Annotated in this window: 16 protein-coding genes; 7 read left to right on the top strand and 9 right to left on the bottom strand. The window is 49.6% G+C overall.

Features of this window, described 5'->3' with window-relative positions:
* Positions 1-72: 72 nt before the first annotated feature.
* A complete protein-coding gene (locus tag DT73_RS09130; RefSeq protein WP_036107364.1) occupies positions 73-804 on the top strand; it encodes a flagellar brake protein in 732 nt (243 codons plus the stop codon).
* A 1-nt stretch (position 805) separates the two neighbouring features.
* Here the strand turns inward: DT73_RS09130 and emtA are convergent, their stop codons facing one another.
* Positions 806-1,414 carry a membrane-bound lytic murein transglycosylase EmtA gene (emtA, locus tag DT73_RS09125; RefSeq protein ID WP_036107491.1) on the bottom strand — a complete coding sequence of 203 codons (609 nt, stop codon included), beginning with the start codon at positions 1,412-1,414 and terminating at the stop codon, positions 806-808.
* A 133-nt stretch (positions 1,415-1,547) separates the two neighbouring features.
* Between emtA and ldcA the strand changes: the two genes are divergently transcribed.
* A complete protein-coding gene (ldcA, locus tag DT73_RS09120) occupies positions 1,548-2,465 on the top strand; it encodes a muramoyltetrapeptide carboxypeptidase (RefSeq protein WP_036107361.1) in 918 nt (305 codons plus the stop codon).
* A gap of 87 nt (positions 2,466-2,552) precedes the next feature.
* Complete coding sequence (locus tag DT73_RS09115; protein ID WP_036107490.1) at positions 2,553-4,289, top strand: potassium/proton antiporter; 1,737 nt, start codon at positions 2,553-2,555, stop codon at positions 4,287-4,289.
* 72 nt (positions 4,290-4,361) lie between these two features.
* Here DT73_RS09115 and dadX read toward each other — a convergent pair whose 3' ends face one another.
* Positions 4,362-5,435 carry a catabolic alanine racemase DadX gene (dadX, locus tag DT73_RS09110; protein WP_036107359.1) on the bottom strand — a complete coding sequence of 358 codons (1,074 nt, stop codon included), beginning with the start codon at positions 5,433-5,435 and terminating at the stop codon, positions 4,362-4,364.
* Positions 5,432-6,748 carry a D-amino acid dehydrogenase gene (locus DT73_RS09105; protein ID WP_036107356.1) on the bottom strand — a complete coding sequence of 439 codons (1,317 nt, stop codon included), beginning with the start codon at positions 6,746-6,748 and terminating at the stop codon, positions 5,432-5,434. The genes dadX and DT73_RS09105 overlap by 4 nt, the downstream gene beginning before the upstream one ends.
* Positions 6,749-7,070: 322 nt before the next feature.
* Here DT73_RS09105 and DT73_RS09100 point away from each other — a divergent pair, with 322 nt between their 5' ends.
* Entirely contained in the window at positions 7,071-8,603 is a 1,533-nt protein-coding gene (locus tag DT73_RS09100) for a SpoVR family protein (protein WP_036107352.1), read from the top strand.
* Positions 8,604-8,774: 171 nt separating this feature from the next.
* Here DT73_RS09100 and fadR read toward each other — a convergent pair whose 3' ends face one another.
* A complete protein-coding gene (fadR, locus tag DT73_RS09095) occupies positions 8,775-9,497 on the bottom strand; it encodes a fatty acid metabolism transcriptional regulator FadR (RefSeq protein ID WP_036107349.1) in 723 nt (240 codons plus the stop codon).
* 228 nt (positions 9,498-9,725) lie between these two features.
* On the opposite strand from fadR, the gene nhaB reads away from it, so the two are divergent.
* Both nhaB and dsbB read left to right on the top strand, forming a co-directional pair.
* Positions 9,726-11,288, top strand: a complete 1,563-nt coding sequence (gene nhaB, locus DT73_RS09090; RefSeq protein ID WP_036107346.1) for a sodium/proton antiporter NhaB — start codon at positions 9,726-9,728, stop codon at positions 11,286-11,288.
* Positions 11,289-11,433: 145 nt separating this feature from the next.
* A complete protein-coding gene (gene dsbB / locus DT73_RS09085; protein ID WP_036107343.1) occupies positions 11,434-11,964 on the top strand; it encodes a disulfide bond formation protein DsbB in 531 nt (176 codons plus the stop codon).
* A 65-nt stretch (positions 11,965-12,029) separates the two neighbouring features.
* Here dsbB and DT73_RS09080 read toward each other — a convergent pair whose 3' ends face one another.
* The 5 genes from DT73_RS09080 to DT73_RS09065 form a co-directional block, all read right to left on the bottom strand.
* Complete coding sequence (locus tag DT73_RS09080) at positions 12,030-12,221, bottom strand: DUF3955 domain-containing protein (protein WP_255358341.1); 192 nt, start codon at positions 12,219-12,221, stop codon at positions 12,030-12,032.
* Positions 12,222-12,283: 62 nt separating this feature from the next.
* Positions 12,284-12,457, bottom strand: a complete 174-nt coding sequence (locus tag DT73_RS25455) for a GhoT/OrtT family toxin (protein WP_072006924.1) — start codon at positions 12,455-12,457, stop codon at positions 12,284-12,286.
* A gap of 197 nt (positions 12,458-12,654) precedes the next feature.
* Positions 12,655-13,101 carry a YcgN family cysteine cluster protein gene (locus DT73_RS09075; RefSeq protein ID WP_036107488.1) on the bottom strand — a complete coding sequence of 149 codons (447 nt, stop codon included), beginning with the start codon at positions 13,099-13,101 and terminating at the stop codon, positions 12,655-12,657.
* Positions 13,102-13,184: 83 nt separating this feature from the next.
* Complete coding sequence (locus DT73_RS09070; RefSeq protein WP_036107336.1) at positions 13,185-13,844, bottom strand: fumarylacetoacetate hydrolase family protein; 660 nt, start codon at positions 13,842-13,844, stop codon at positions 13,185-13,187.
* A 137-nt stretch (positions 13,845-13,981) separates the two neighbouring features.
* Complete coding sequence (locus DT73_RS09065; protein ID WP_036107333.1) at positions 13,982-14,257, bottom strand: YcgL domain-containing protein; 276 nt, start codon at positions 14,255-14,257, stop codon at positions 13,982-13,984.
* A 124-nt stretch (positions 14,258-14,381) separates the two neighbouring features.
* Between DT73_RS09065 and minC the strand changes: the two genes are divergently transcribed.
* Complete coding sequence (gene minC / locus DT73_RS09060) at positions 14,382-15,083, top strand: septum site-determining protein MinC (protein WP_036107325.1); 702 nt, start codon at positions 14,382-14,384, stop codon at positions 15,081-15,083.
* The last annotated feature ends 6 nt before the right edge of the window (positions 15,084-15,089 follow it).

Genomic DNA, 15,089 nt, shown 5'->3' with positions numbered 1-15,089 from the left:
TTGCCTTAAGTTTCTGGCAACCGCGCCGATAACGAGAAAACATCTGTCAGGTGTAATTACAAGGAAATACCGGTGAGTAATTATAGTGAACAATTTTTAAAACAAGGGCAGCTTGCTGTTCTTGGTGTGCTTAAGGATTTGGTAAAATCCCAGGCGCCTGTGTGCGTGTCCTGGTCTAAAGGGCAGTTTATCAGCCGGATGCTTTCTGTCGATACTGGTGGGTTGGTAATCGATTATGGCAGCCAGGACCGGGAAAACCAGGAAGTCTTGAAAGCCACGTCCGTCACTGTTACTGCCGAAACTCAGGGTGCAAAAGTCGAATTTACCCTTAATGGTATGGCTGCTGAAACTTACCAGGATCTCCCGGCATTCACCAGCCCTTTACCCGACAGCCTGTGGTACGTACAGCGCCGTGAATATTTTCGCATTACTCCCCCGGCTCACCCGCCTTATTTCTGCCACATATTGTTGCCTGGCGAAGAAAAATTTTCAGGTGTCATTCAGGACATCTCACTTGGCGGGATGGGAATTTTATTGCGCCAGAGCCTGCCCGGCACGGTTACTGCCGGAATGATGATTCCCCAGGTAGAAATTGACATGCAGGAATGGGGGACTTTTAAGTTTGATACTCAATTACTTGCTATGTCTGAGCGCAAAATTATCGACAACAAAAATGAGACAGTCACCATGCCGCGCCTCAGTTTTCGTTTTTTGAACCTGGGGCCAGCGCAGGAACGGGATTTACAGAAAGTTATCTACGAACTGGAGCGGGCAGCCCGGCAAAAGGCTGACCGCGTAAAATAAGTTACATTGCATCCAGCGCTTTATTGATCTTCCACAAATAACGCGGCGCCTGTGCTGCAGGGTGTTCTTTTACTACATGCTGAAAGAATGCGTCGCGGTCCAGTTTGTTGATTTTCTCAATCGCGGTGGCTCTGTCTGATGAAAACGAGCGTAGCAGTGCCCCCGCCCCATTCGCATACGAGACTGCCAGTGCGTCCTGCATCACTTCCGGGTCCTGAATACCTGCCAGCGGCCCTTTCTCAAGAATGCTGAGGTAAGCTGCGCCCACCGAGATATTCCGCTCCGGGTTTTTCAACTCACTGTTAGTGGGTTGCCCTGCCCACCCCATGCGCCGCCAGACATCTTTTCCAGCTGTAGAGGCCTTGATCTGCATCAGCCCGACTGCATTAGAAGCACTGACAACATTCGGGTTGCCCCCAGACTCAACAGCAATAATCGCAGTAATCAACTCAGGGCTGACACCCCATGCACTCCCTGCCTGCTGGCTTATTGGCATCCACTGTTTCGCCCGTGCCACAGGCAATTCAGGATCCCAGGGCTGTTGTTTATATTCATGGCCTGCACAGCCAGCCAATAACACCACCAAAAACAGTAACCACCTGGACTTCACATACCGCATCCGTCTTCCCTTCATCCTGTTTATAATTGCACCAACTACGCTGGCGACGAACACCTGTTGATGACAACGCAAGGTGTACGCGGCATCATACTCAAATACATCGCCAAGTCAGCAAGGAATTCGCATGCCAGTTATTCATCTGATTGCCCCTTCAGGTTATTGTGTTAAGCAGGAAGCCGCTCACCGTGGCGTGGAAAGGCTGGTCAGCGCCGGGCATGAGGTAGAAAACCAGGCAGTTATCCCGCGCCGTTTCCAACGCTTTGCGGGTGATGACAATGCCCGACTTTCCGATCTTTCCGAAATCGCCCAACTAAGCGAAAGCACAGATATCGTTTTAGCTGTTCGTGGTGGATATGGCATGACCCGGCTGCTTGAGTCTGTCGACTATGACGCCATTGCCCGCCGCCTGGAACAGGCTCCACTCGCAATTTGTGGGCACAGCGATTTTACGGTGTTTCAGTTGGCATTGCTGGCCCGCCACCCGCAGGCCATTACGTTCAGTGGGCCAATGCTCGCGGGTAATTTTGGCGCTGACGATCTCAACACTTTCACCTGGCACCATTTCTGGCAGGCGTTGCAGGAGCCTGAATTCACATTGCAATGGGTAAGTGACAATACACCATTTGAAGCCAGTGGCACGTTGTGGGGTGGCAATCTGTCCATGATTACATCCCAGGTTGGTTCACCATGGTTACCCAATATTGAAGGCGGCATTCTGGTTCTGGAAGACGTGAATGAACACCCTTTCCGGGTGGAACGCATGCTGATGCAACTACTGCGTGCCGGTATTCTCAACAAGCAGCAAGCCATCATTCTCGGGAGTTTTAATGGGACCACTCTCAATACTTATGATGACGGCTACAATTTCGATGTCATGTGTGACTTTTTGCGCAGCAAGTTGACAGTGCCGCTGGTGACCGGGCTCAACTTTGGCCATGAAGCCCGTACCGTCACTCTGCCTTTGGGTGCCAGCGCAAGGTTATCTCACCAGGGTGACATGGCAATGTTGACACTGTCAGGCCATCCCGTATTACGTCGGTAAAAATAAACGCTATTTCACGGTTTTCATTAGTGAAAACTGTGATAGCGTTTAAGAAACGAACGCTTTACTGCAAGGAGACAGGTGGTCTTGGACGCTGATGTTATTTTTAAGCTTTTTATCCTGGGGTCGTTACTGGTTACCTGTAGCATTTTACTGAGTTCATTCTCATCACGTCTTGGCATTCCTATTCTGATTATATTCCTGGCTATCGGGATGCTCGCAGGGGTGGATGGTATTGGTGGGATCCCGTTCGATAACTATCCTTTTGCATATCTCATCAGTAACCTGGCTCTGGCCATGATTCTGCTGGATGGTGGAATGCGCACCCAGGCAAGCTCTTTCCGGGTTGCGCTCTGGCCCTCTCTTTCCCTCGCAACTGTGGGCGTGCTGATCACTTCCGGGCTGACAGGTATTGCTGCAGCATGGTTGTTTAACCTCGATTTAATGCAAGGGCTGTTAATCGGTGCGATTGTCGGTTCGACAGATGCGGCTGCGGTGTTTTCTATGCTCGGTGGTAAAGGGTTAAACGAGCGTGTCAGTTCAACACTGGAAATTGAATCCGGCAGTAATGACCCAATGGCCGTGTTTTTAACCATAACCCTGATAGAAATGATCCAGCGCCACCAGACCGGGCTTGACCTGATGTTTCTGGTACACATTATCCAGCAATTCGGCCTTGGCATTATCTTTGGGCTCGGCGGTGGCTGGGTATTACTGCAGACCATTAACCGTATCAGCCTGCCGCACGGTTTATATCCGCTACTGGCACTCAGCGGTGGAATAATGATTTTCGCCATTACCACAGAACTTAATGGTAGCGGGATCCTCGCCGTTTATTTGTGTGGTTTCCTGCTGGGTAACCGGCCAATTCGCAGCCGCTTTGGTATCCTGCAAACTTTCGATGGCCTTGCCTGGCTGGCACAGATTGGCATGTTCCTGGTGCTGGGGTTACTCGTCACGCCGTCTAATTTGTGGGCCATTGCCCTGCCTGCATTGTTATTGTCTTTGTGGATGATTTTTTTCGCCCGCCCACTATCTGTATTGATTGGCTTGCTACCCTTCCGTGGGTTTAATTTACGTGAACGGGTTTTCATCAGTTGGGTTGGTTTGCGTGGTGCTGTACCGATTATTCTGGCCGTATTCCCGATGATGGCAGGTCTGGATAACGCATCTCTGTTCTTCAACGTGGCCTTTTTCGTGGTACTGGTATCGCTCTTTTTGCAAGGCAGTACGCTGGGGTTCGCAGCAAAGAAGGCCAAAGTTATCGTGCCACTGACTGGCTGGCCTATTTCGCGCATCGGGCTGGATATTCACCCGCGTAATCCATGGGAGCAGTTTGTTTACCAACTCAGCGCAGAGAAATGGTGCATTGGTGCAGCACTGCGCGACCTGCAAATGCCACCAGAAACCCGAATAGCTGCGCTGTTTCGCAATAATACCCTTTTGCACCCTTCCGGTAGCACCCGGCTTGAAGAAGGCGACATCTTGTGTGTGATTGGCCGTGAAGGTGATTTACCCGCCCTTGGGAAGTTGTTCAGCCGTACGCCGCCTGAGTCTGTCTCTTTGGATCAGCGCTTCTTTGGTGACTTTGTTCTGGATGCCAGCGCTCGCCTGGGCGATGTCGCGGTTATCTATGATTTGGAACTCTCTGGCGATACAGACCACGAGCAAAGCGTGGGCGAGATGTTTGTCCACATACTTGGCGCGGAACCTGTGGTGGGTGACCAGATTGAATACGCGGGCATGATTTGGACCATCGCAGAGAAAGAGAACAACCGTATCAGCAAACTCGGGTTACGTTTCGCCGACGAAGATCCACAATAAGATTATCTGCCTGTAGCCCCCGGCATAAAAGCTTCTCTGCCGCGCCGGGGGCTAAGGGGAAAAACAAATAAGTTACACTGTCACGACAGGGACACGTGGCGCCAGTGCACACAGCAACTCATATCCGATAGTTCCTGCTGCCAGCGCAACATCATCCACCGGTACATTGCCCCCCCACAACTCCACAGGCGAACCGATACTGGCATGCGGGCAAGGCGTTAAATCAACGGCCAGCATGTCCATGCTCACAGCCCCGGTGAGCGTTGTCAGAACACCATCAACCCAAACAGGCGTGGTATCAGGTGCCGTTCTTGGGTAACCATCAGCGTAACCTGTGGCCACAATACCAATACGCTGCGTTTTGGTTGCCTGGTAACGGCAGCCATACCCTACTTTGTCACCCGCTTTGAGGTGCTGGATACCAATTATCCGGCTTCGCAAGGACATTGCAGGCCGCAGGCCAAAGGGAGCAATATCTTGTGAGTTTGCTGATGGCGAGGCGCCATACAGGATAATTCCAGGTCTGACCCAGTCATAATGGGTTTCAGGGCACCATAACACCGCGGCAGAATTCGCCAGTGAGCGGGGAATGTTCAGGCCTTCAGCAGCCTGCCTGATTAACCGCATTGCGCCGTCAGTGCCACCTGGCTGGTCAGCCTTAGCGAAGTGCGCCATCAGTGTAATTTCCCCGACCTGTGCCAGCGACTGCAATTGTTGCCATACTGCATTCACTTCTTCCGGGCGAAATCCCAGGCGGTTCATCCCGCTGTTGACTTTCAGATAAACATTAACGGGCTTACGGGCCTGGCTGGCTGCCAGCATAGCCAGTTGCCAGTCACTGTGAACGCTGGTTGTTAACCCGTACTCATGGCACAGAGCCAGTTCATCTGCATCAAAAAAGCCCTCAAGTAGCAGGATGGGCCCGCGCCAGCCAGCCTGCCTTAGCCACAATGCATCTTCAATATTCAGCAAAGCAAACCCGTCAGTTCCTGCCGCCAGTGTTGACCAGATACGTTTCAGGCCATGCCCATAGGCATCGGCTTTCACCACACTCCAAACTTTCGCATGCCCTGCCTGCTGGCGAACCTGCCGTAAATTATGGCCGATAGCCTGTAAATCAATGGTGGCTCTAATTGGGCGGGTCATACGCCCTCCCCGTGGTGCACGCCAGGGTTAACAGATGAGCCAGCTGGCCGCACTTGAAAACCGGGCTGATAACGCACAACCCCGAGGTCGGCTGATTCGATATCCGGTTGGTGGCCGGAAACCAGATCAGTAATCAGTTTTCCTGACCCGCATGCCATCGTCCACCCGAGCGTACCATGCCCGGTATTGAGCCACAGGTTACGCAACCGGGTTGGCCCAATGACTGGTGTCCCGTCTGGTGTCATCGGGCGCAACCCCGTCCAGAATGAGGCCTGTTCAATATGGCCGCCCCGAGGGTATAAATCGCGCACAACCATTTCCAGCGTTTTGCGCCGGCGCTCAGGTAAATCCAGATTGAAACCAACAATCTCGGCCATACCGCCTACCCGAATGCGCTGGTCAAAACGAGTAATGGCAATTTTGTAGGTTTCATCCAGCACCGTTGAAACTGGCGCACCGGACTCACTGACGATGGGGATCGTCAGCGAATAGCCTTTCAGCGGATAGACAGGAATGGAAACAATCTCATTAAGCATGGAGGTAGACCAGGCTCCCAGAGCCAGTACCCAGGCATCAGCCTGCAATACTTCATTACCACAACGCACTCCGGCAAGTTTGTCACCTTCTACCAACAACTGGTCAATTGCCGTATTAAACCTGAAATTCACCCCGGCATCCTGTGCCATTCTGGCAAGGTTTTTCGTGAAGAGCTGGCAGTCTCCGGTTTCATCATTCGGCAGCCGCAGCCCTCCGGTTAGCTTGTGTGCGACCTCCGCCAAAGCGGGTTCAACCGCGCCCAGTTCAGCCGATTCAAGTAGCTGATACGGCACCCCGGCCTCCCGGAGTACAGCAATATCTTTTTCTGCGCTGGCAAACTGTGCGGCTGTGCGGAACAGCTGCAGGGTTCCCCCCTGGCGGCCTTCATACTGAATTCCGGTATCTGCACGCAAGGCTCGCAGACAGTCGCGGCTATATTCAGCAAGACGCACCATGCGCGCTTTGTTTTGGGCGTAATGTGTCGCATCGCAATTACGCAGCATCTGCCACATCCATCGCAGTTGCGCCGCAGAGCCATCAAGGTGGATAGCCAACGGAGCATGGCGCTGAAACATCCATTTAACCGCTTTTAACGGAATACCCGGCGCCGCCCAGGGAGCAGCATAACCAGGTGAAACTTGCCCGGCATTACCCGCGCTGGTTTCTTCTGCGGCCTCTGGCTGACGGTCAACCACGGTGACATCGTGGCCAGCCTGGCGTAAATACCAGGCACTTGCTACTCCAACCACTCCACTACCAAGCACCACCACTCGCATATCCAACCCCAATAGTCGATAAAGAATAATCATCTGGTCACAAATTGATAACCCAGATGAAAATGTTATTCAACATATGACTTTTTTATGGTGAGCACTATCACAACCTCACACACCAGCCAGATATAGCGCTAAATCCCGAAAAAATATTGCCGTTTTTCTTTTGCAGAGGAAAATTCTGCCTGCGTGCAATTAACCACAAAAAATTGTGTTTAACTAATGATGAAAAATATGTGCCAGCTCACCCTAAGTTGCTGGTGTGTTCTATGCTTATGAAGACGGTTCCTTTTATTACCGGAACTGAAACTTGAGGGGCGCGCTTATGGTCACACTGACAGCATCCGAAACACGGAAAGAGAAACGTCTGAGTGATGGACCCGACTGGACGTTTGAGTTACTGGATAGCTATTTGCAAGAAATTGACAGAGTTGCCAGGCATTACCGGCTTAGCACCTATCCACACCAAATCGAGATTATTACTTCAGAACAAATGATGGATGCCTATTCCAGTGTTGGTATGCCTATCAATTACCCTCACTGGTCGTTTGGTAAAAAATTCATTGAAACAGAGCGTATGTACAAACATGGGCAGCAAGGTCTGGCCTATGAAATAGTGATTAACTCCAATCCCTGCATCGCTTACCTGATGGAAGAAAACACTATGACCATGCAGGCACTGGTCATGGCTCATGCCTGTTACGGGCACAATTCTTTCTTCAAAAATAATTATCTGTTCCGTAGCTGGACAGATGCCAGTTCTATTATTGATTACCTTATCTTTGCCCGGAAATACATTACCGAGTGCGAAGAACGCCATGGCGTGGAAGAAGTGGAAAAACTGCTCGATTCCTGCCATGCCCTGATGAACTATGGGGTGGATCGTTACAAACGGCCACAGAAAATCTCACTACAGGAAGAGAAAGCACGCCAGAAAAGCCGGGAAGAATACCTGCAAAGCCAGGTGAATATGTTGTGGCGTACTCTGCCGCGCAAAGAAGACGAAGAAAAACTGGCTGATACCCAGCGCCGTTTTCCTGCTGAGCCCCAAGAAAACTTGCTGTATTTTATGGAGAAAAATGCACCGTTGCTGGAACCCTGGCAGCGTGAAATTCTGCGTATTGTCCGTAAAGTCAGCCAGTATTTTTACCCACAAAAGCAAACCCAGGTTATGAATGAAGGCTGGGCGACATTCTGGCACTACAGTATTTTGAATCACCTGTATGACGAAGGGAAACTCACTGACCGCTTTATGCTGGAGTTTTTGCACAGCCATACTAATGTTGTGTACCAGCCGCCGTATAACAGCCCCTGGTATAATGGCATAAACCCTTACGCTCTGGGTTTTGCAATGTTCCAGGATATTAAGCGTATTTGCCAGTCTCCTACCGAGGAAGACAAATACTGGTTCCCGGACATTGCAGGCAAAGACTGGCTGGATACGCTTCATTTCGCCATGCGCGATTTTAAAGATGAAAGCTTTATCAGCCAGTTTATGTCACCCAAACTCATGCGGGATTTCCGTTTCTTTGCCGTGCTGGATGATGACAGAAATAACTTCCTTGAGATAGCGGCCATTCACAACGAAGAAGGCTACCGGGAAATCCGTAATCGCCTGTCGGCGCAATATAACCTGAGTAACCTCGAACCTAATATACAGGTCTGGAATGTGGATTTGCGGGGCGACCGTTCACTGACATTGCGTTATATCCCACAAAGCCGGGCTCCACTGGATAAAAGCCGCCGGGAGGTGATGAAGCACGTTCACCGCTTGTGGGGTTTTGATGTAATTCTGGAGCAACAAAACGAGGATGGCAGCGTTGAGTTACTGGAACGTTGCCCACAACGTAATACTTAATACGTGTGAAGTAACCAGCCACAATATACAAAACGCCAGTTTCTGCTGGCGTTTTATTTTATACCGTTTTTATTTTACACAAGGGTATGAAAGCGCCTGGCGCTTAAACCAGAATTACCATGAGTCGACAGTCGCCTGTTTGACCATGACCCCTTGTGAACCGCTAACTGGTTACTGGCGCCCGTGAATGGCCAGGTCACCCGGCATGGTTTTATGCATCCGGTGCCAAATTTCACCACTCTCCCGCCCATAGACGCGCACAACATCATAAACCTGGTCCACCAGCCCGTCTTTACAGATGGTAGCCAGTTTATGGTAGAAACCAAGAGCAAGATTACGCGCTTCAGGGCTTGAGAAATAATGGCGACCAATGCGGGTATACAGCCCTTTCATCCCGTTAAGGATCAAACCGTAGATAGGGTTGCCAGAAGCGAATGCCAGCCCACGGAAAATATTGTAATCCAGGTCGGCAAAGGCATCAGCGTGGTCTTCAACTGCACTGGCTTTATCCAGTACCTGCGTAGCCTGATCCGGATGCTGGCGAAATGCAGTACGAATAAAAATAGTGGCGATATTAGTACGCACAGACAGCAGGTTATCAATCAACTGCGGCACGCTGTCGTGATCAAGACGGGCAAGAGTTTCCAGGATATTAAGCCCGGACGTTTCCCAGAAATTATTCACCTTCGTCGGTTTACCATGCTGAATGGTTAACCAGCCATCCCGCGCAAGACGCTGCAGTACTTCACGCAAAGTGGTTCGGGTTACGCCAATCAGTTCTGACAGCTCACGTTCTGCCGGTAAAATTGAACCGGGAGGAAACCGATTATTCCAGATACTTTCAATTATGTACTCTTCAGCGAAACCCGCCGGGCTTTGCGCCTTAATGACCATAGAGTGATTTCCAGTTACACAAGTTCTGCAAAATAGACTCATCATACCAGATGCCACTAACGCCAGATACCCTGGCGCCAGAGGAAAAAAGGGATCCCGGTATTATTTTTGCCAACTTTACATTCAGCCCAGACAGGGTTCGCCCTTGATCCAGCGGTGGCTGCCGGGTAACCTGATGAAAGTAAAAAAACAACGCAATATTTTATGTCGAGGAATAACATTTAATCCATGGAAATATCTATTGGCCGTGCGTTATACCGCAATTTTCTGGGCCAGTCCCCAGACTGGTATAAATTGGCACTACTCATCTTCTTGGTTATCAACCCGCTCTGCTTCTTTCTTATCAGCCCTTTTGTTGCGGGCTGGCTGTTAGTTGCAGAATTTATCTTCACTCTGGCTATGGCGCTCAAGTGCTATCCGTTGTTACCTGGTGGCTTGCTGGCGTTTGAAGCTCTGGTAATTGGTATGACAACTCCTGAGCGTGTGCGCCATGAAATAGCGGGTAACCTGGAAGTCATTCTGCTGCTGATTTTTATGGTGGCAGGCATCTACTTCATGAAGCAGTTACTGCTAACGATTTTTACCCGATTACTGCTGGGTATCCGCTCTAAAGTAATCTTGTCCATGGCATTCTGCCTGGCAGCAGCATTCATGTCGGCATTTCTTGATGCCCTGACAGTTGTGGCTGTCATCATCAGTGTAGCTGTTGGTTTTTATGGTATTTATCACCAGGTCGCTTCGAATAGTGGCGAAGAAGGCAATATTCTTGATGACAGTAGCCTGGAAACAGACAGCCGAACTATTCTCGAACAATTTCGCGGCTTCCTGCGCAGCCTGATGATGCATGCCGGTGTGGGAACTGCTCTCGGTGGTGTAATGACAATGGTGGGCGAACCACAGAACCTGATCATTGCCAGTGCTGCCGGGTGGCATTTTAAGGACTTTTTACTGCGTATGGCGCCAGTTACCGTCCCGGTACTCTTTTTCGGTGTCATTACCTGTGTACTGTTAGAAAAAACCCGCACCTTCGGGTACGGTGACCCCTTGCCCGAAAAAGTTCGCCAAATCCTCCAGGACTATGAACTGCGTAGTAGCAAAAAGCGAACCCGCCAGGACACCGTCCGCCTGGTTGTACAGGGTATTATTGCCGTATGGCTGATTTTGGCACTGGCCTTCCACCTGGCTGAAGTTGGTCTGATTGGTTTATCTGTGATTATCTTCGCCACCGCGCTGTGTGGGGTTACCGATGAGCATGCGATTGGTAAAGCCTTTACCGAAGCATTACCTTTCACTGCCTTGCTCACCGTCTTCTTCTCAGTTGTTGCGGTTATTATCGACCAGCATTTGTTTACGCCGATTATTCAGTTTGTACTGAATGCCAGCCCCCACGCTCAGCTCTCGCTGTTTTATTTATTTACTGGTGTGCTGTCATCTATTTCGGATAATGTATTTGTTGGAACGGTTTACATAAACGAAGCCAAAAGCGCCCTTGAAGCGGGTGTTATCACGCTTAAGCAGTATGAAATGCTGGCAGTCGCCATCAATACCGGCACTAACCTGCCGTCTGTCGCCACACCAAATGGCCAGGCCGCGTTTCTGTTCCTGCTGACTTCAGCACTGGCTCCTCTGATTCGCCTGTCTTATGGGCGTATGGTCATCATGGCATTGCCTTATACTATTGTTCTGACTCTGGTTGGGCTGTTCTGTGTTGAGTTTACTCTGATCCCCGTGACCGAGTGGATGCAGGTACACCACTGGTTTACAGTTCCAACCTTATCAATGGTGGAATAACAAAGCACCAGGCATCCCAGAAGAACCCCCTATACGGGGTTCTTCTACAGGTTCAGATTTTCTTACTCTATTGTTTGATATTTTGCTGGCGCTATCAGTAAGTTGGGGTAGACTGCCACACAGTGATACATCCGGGATAAAAATTATGTTGCGATATTTAAACCAGTGTTCGCGTGGTCGTGGCGCCTGGCTATTGATGGCATTCACGGCATTGGCGCTGGAATTAACGGCGTTATGGTTTCAGCACGTCATGAAGCTGCAGCCTTGTGTTATGTGCATTTATGAACGTTGTGCTTTGTTTGGTATTTTAGGTGCTGCACTGGTTGGTGCTATTGCACCAAAAACCCCTTTGCGCTTTGTAGCGATGATTATCTGGGTATACAGTGCCGTGCGTGGGTTACAGTTGTCCTGGGAACATACCATGTTGCAACTTCACCCATCACCTTTTGCCGTTTGTCCTTTCAGGGCCGACTTTCCAACTTGGTTGCCTCTTGATAAGTGGGTACCGCAGGTGTTTGTCGCGACAGGTGACTGTTCTGTACGCCAGTGGGAATTCCTGACACTGGATATGCCGCAATGGCTGGTAGGGATTTTCGCAGCTTACCTGGTTGTGGCAGTTCTGGTTATTATCGCACAACCATTTAAACCGAAACGTCGCGACCTGTTTGGCCGCTGAGTAACTGAATATCAATTTAAGGGAGGCACTCTGGCCTCCCTTTTTATTTGTCCCATGCACGAGAACTACCTGTGGCTGCGATTTCTCGCCTCGAGATTGCGTAGTGTGGTTATCACATCAATTACCATAAAACACATCCCGATAATAATGCAGACAGCAGCTACAGGGATCAGCGGATACGGGTCATGTAATACACCAGCCGCATCAGCGACAGGTGGAAAAGCATAATACGCCGCCATAAATGCGACAGTAGCCACTAAAAAAGCAAATAGCCAAATTCCCCGAAACCACTTTTGCACGCTCTTCGCTCCTGGATGTTTCAAAACAAACAAAACAATAACGCGACAGGAAAACTCATAGGCCAGGTTGCCCCAACCAGCAGCGCGCTCAACCCCCGAATAGCCAGCCTTTCCTTTGCCAGTAAAAACGTAATCAGCGTACAAATAAATGCCATTACGCCATAAAAAACCAACATTTTTTGATAAATTGTCATGATTTCACACAAAACGTCACTTGACTTGCAGGCGTAATATGCGCGTTTTGTTGATGCAGATCAAGTTTAACACTCTGAGATTTATGTCACGCAGACGGGCTGGCAAATAAAAAGGAAAGAACAAGAGTTCACAAAAGCAAGGTGGCAAAGCAAGGTGCCTGCCACCATAAGACAAGCATTAACTGTAGGGACCGGGGTTATTTTGCCCATCCTGGCTTATTCAGGATATGCTCTTCCCAGTCACGTACATCTGACTCACGAACGGCAATATGGCGAACTGAAATGCGTTCACCATGCATTGCTGCTTTAGACCCGGTGCGCAACGGATGCCAGGCAGGCAGTGGTTTGCCCTCACCCACCAGGCGATATGCACAGGTGGGCGGTAACCATTCAAACTGGGTCAAATTTTCACGCGTAAGTTTGATACAATCTGGCTCGTATTCAAAACGGCGTGAATAATTACGGCACTGACAGGATTTAATGTTCAGCTGCTGGCAGGCGACATTGGTAAAATAAATCTCGTCAGTCTCTTCGTCCTGCAACTTGTGAAGGCAGCACTGCCCGCACCCATCGCACAACGATTCCCATTCAGCATCACTCATTTGCTCCAGGGTTTTCACTGCCCAAAATTCTTCTGCCGCCATTATTTCGCCCACCATTAAAATTAGCTGCACCTTATAAACACTCTGCCCACAGGATGCAAGTTTTTATACCGGTGACCAATGGGCTATAACACCCGGGTAGACACAGATTTACCGTCAAAGACCACTTCCAGGTTATCGCCACTGTTTAGCGGACCAACGCCTTCCGGAGTACCCGTGAGTATTACGTCACCAGGACGCAGGGTGAAATATTTACTCATATATGCAATCAACGGAATAATCGGCGTAATCATATCTTCCGTATTGCCTTGCTGGCGCCACTCGCCATTAATTTTTAAACCCAGAACCGTATTTTGCGGATCATTGCCAAAGTCTTTTGCAGGGATAAAACCAGAAATCGGGCATGCGTTATCAAACCCTTTTGCTTTTTCCCAGGGGCGCCCGGTTTTTTTCAGTTCCGCCTGAACCTGGCGTAAAGTCAAATCGAGCGCAACGCCATAACCCGCGATCCCCTGAACCACTTGTTCAGTTGTCGCATGGCGCAAAGTGGTACCAATGAGTACGGCCAGTTCAACTTCATGATGAATTTCACCCAGCCCCTGCGGTAATGCCAGAGGTTGTTTCAAATCGCACAATGCAGTTTCTGGTTTGATAAACAGCACTGGCTCTTGCGGTGTTGCGCTGCCCATCTCTTTAATATGCTTTGCGTAGTTACTCCCCACACAAACCACTTTATTTACTGGATAATCGAGCAAACAGCCCTGCCAGTCATGATGCTGATACATGCTAATCCCCTGTAAAATGTTATTACCTTGTTGATAAAACAACTATTGCGGCCTGCGGGGAGTGTGTCAACGACAAAATAGTAAGGCGATGAAAGAAAACAGGCAGCGGTGAAATACGCTGCCTGCAGGGCGGGAAATTAATTTTTACCTTGTTCTTCACGGTGCTGTTTCAGTAAATCTTCCACAGGCGGTGGGATCTGTAAATAATACCCCTGCGTTTCCAGGGCTTCTCTTACGGTATCAATATTGGCATTAGCCAGCTTTTTATCACCATTAAGCGGTAAAAGCATGGTCATAATTGGCTTACCAAAGCCAGCCATTAACGCTTCCGGCACCCGTGAAAAATCGTCTTTTTTTTCAACATAAAGATAGGTCTGGTCGCGCTTGCTACTTCTATAGATCACACAAAACATGTTTTTTACTCTGAATCATTCGCTGGTGACTTGCTTCAACATATTCAGGACTATAACATGCCTGCTATGCTTGGGATATCATCCCGTATTTTCGGGAATTTAAACTGAATTGAGTAAGGCCAGGATGTCAAATTCTCCCATTGAACTAAAAGGCAGTAGTTTTACACTCTCCGTGGTTCATTTGCATGATGCAAACCCCGCGCTTATCCGCAAAGCTCTTGAAGACAAAGTGGCCCAGGCTCCGGCTTTTTTAAAAAATGCCCCCGTCGTTGTTAATGTCGCCGATGTTGATGGCGCAATAATCTGGCAACAGGTTAATGAAGCAGTCAGTGCTTCAGGTTTGCATGTTGTTGGTGTCAGCGGTAGTAAAAACCCACAATTAAAAGCGCAAGTTGAAATGGCTGGCCTTCCTTTGCTAACCGAGGGCGTTAAACCAACCCGCCCGGCTCGTGAAGCAAAGCAAGACACGCCCCTTGTTGTACCAGAAGCCACAGTACACAGAACACGCCTGATTGATACCCCGGTGCGTTCAGGGCAGCGTATCTACGCACAGCACAGTGATCTGGTCGTCACAAACCACGTAAGCGCCGGTGCTGAATTGATTGCCGATGGTAACATTCATGTTTATGGCACTATGCGTGGCAGGGCTCTGGCTGGAGCTGCGGGCGATAAAGACGCACAAATTTTCTGTACTCATCTGGTTGCAGAACTGGTTTCAATTGGCGGTGTTTACTGGCTGAGTGACCAGGTTCCAACTGATTATTATGGTAAAGCGGCGCGGCTGAAACTGGTCGGCGGCGCTTTAACGGTTCAACCTTTATACTAAATAAGC

The sequence above is a fragment of the Mangrovibacter sp. MFB070 genome, from assembly GCF_000705335.1.
Classification (GTDB): Bacteria; Pseudomonadota; Gammaproteobacteria; order Enterobacterales; family Enterobacteriaceae; genus Mangrovibacter; species Mangrovibacter plantisponsor.
The sequence above is the reverse complement of the archived record's forward strand: the minus strand, read 5'-3'. Positions and strand labels throughout refer to the sequence as shown.

Coding starts and splice junctions, on each gene's coding strand:
- dadX (WP_036107359.1), bottom strand. CDS start 5,435: ATGACCCGCCCAATTAGAGCCACCATTGATTTACAGGCTATCGGCCAT.
- dsbB (WP_036107343.1), top strand. CDS start 11,434: ATGTTGCGATATTTAAACCAGTGTTCGCGTGGTCGTGGCGCCTGGCTA.
- DT73_RS09105 (WP_036107356.1), bottom strand. CDS start 6,748: ATGCGAGTGGTGGTGCTTGGTAGTGGAGTGGTTGGAGTAGCAAGTGCC.
- minC (WP_036107325.1), top strand. CDS start 14,382: ATGTCAAATTCTCCCATTGAACTAAAAGGCAGTAGTTTTACACTCTCC.
- DT73_RS09070 (WP_036107336.1), bottom strand. CDS start 13,844: ATGTATCAGCATCATGACTGGCAGGGCTGTTTGCTCGATTATCCAGTA.
- fadR (WP_036107349.1), bottom strand. CDS start 9,497: ATGGTCATTAAGGCGCAAAGCCCGGCGGGTTTCGCTGAAGAGTACATA.
- DT73_RS09100 (WP_036107352.1), top strand. CDS start 7,071: ATGGTCACACTGACAGCATCCGAAACACGGAAAGAGAAACGTCTGAGT.
- ldcA (WP_036107361.1), top strand. CDS start 1,548: ATGCCAGTTATTCATCTGATTGCCCCTTCAGGTTATTGTGTTAAGCAG.
- DT73_RS25455 (WP_072006924.1), bottom strand. CDS start 12,457: ATGACAATTTATCAAAAAATGTTGGTTTTTTATGGCGTAATGGCATTT.
- nhaB (WP_036107346.1), top strand. CDS start 9,726: ATGGAAATATCTATTGGCCGTGCGTTATACCGCAATTTTCTGGGCCAG.
- DT73_RS09075 (WP_036107488.1), bottom strand. CDS start 13,101: ATGGCGGCAGAAGAATTTTGGGCAGTGAAAACCCTGGAGCAAATGAGT.
- DT73_RS09065 (WP_036107333.1), bottom strand. CDS start 14,257: ATGTTTTGTGTGATCTATAGAAGTAGCAAGCGCGACCAGACCTATCTT.